The organism is Pseudomonas fluorescens (assembly GCF_041354075.1).
Classification (GTDB): domain Bacteria; phylum Pseudomonadota; class Gammaproteobacteria; order Pseudomonadales; family Pseudomonadaceae; genus Aquipseudomonas; species Aquipseudomonas fluorescens_CE.
Genome location: NZ_JARZGC010000058.1, coordinates 1 through 389, shown reverse-complemented (window position 1 = coordinate 389; position 389 = coordinate 1). Strand labels below are relative to the sequence as shown.

General features: G+C 63.5%; 1 protein-coding gene. It reads left to right on the top strand.

Translation table 11 applies throughout. The annotated features are described in order from the left end of the window. Window positions 1–389 (top strand): cbb3-type cytochrome c oxidase subunit I (locus QIW53_RS27245; RefSeq protein ID WP_371052684.1); only part of this gene is annotated, 389 nt, incomplete at both ends.

Sequence of the window (389 nt, the reverse complement as noted above, 5' to 3'; positions counted from 1 at the left end):
GGCCACAACGCCGTGGGCTTTTTCCTCACCACCGGCTTTCTCGGCATGATGTATTACTTCGTGCCCAAGCAAGTCGGCCGGCCGGTCTACTCCTATCGCCTGTCCATCGTGCACTTCTGGGCGCTGATCACCCTGTACATCTGGGCCGGGCCGCACCACCTGCACTACACCGCCCTGCCCGATTGGGCGCAGTCGCTGGGCATGGCGATGTCGCTGATCCTCCTGGCCCCCAGCTGGGGCGGCATGATCAACGGCATGATGACCCTCTCGGGCGCCTGGCATAAGTTGCGCAGCGACCCGATCCTGCGCTTCCTGGTGCTGTCCCTGGCGTTCTACGGCATGTCGACCTTCGAAGGGCCGATGATGGCGATCAAGACCGTCAACGCCCT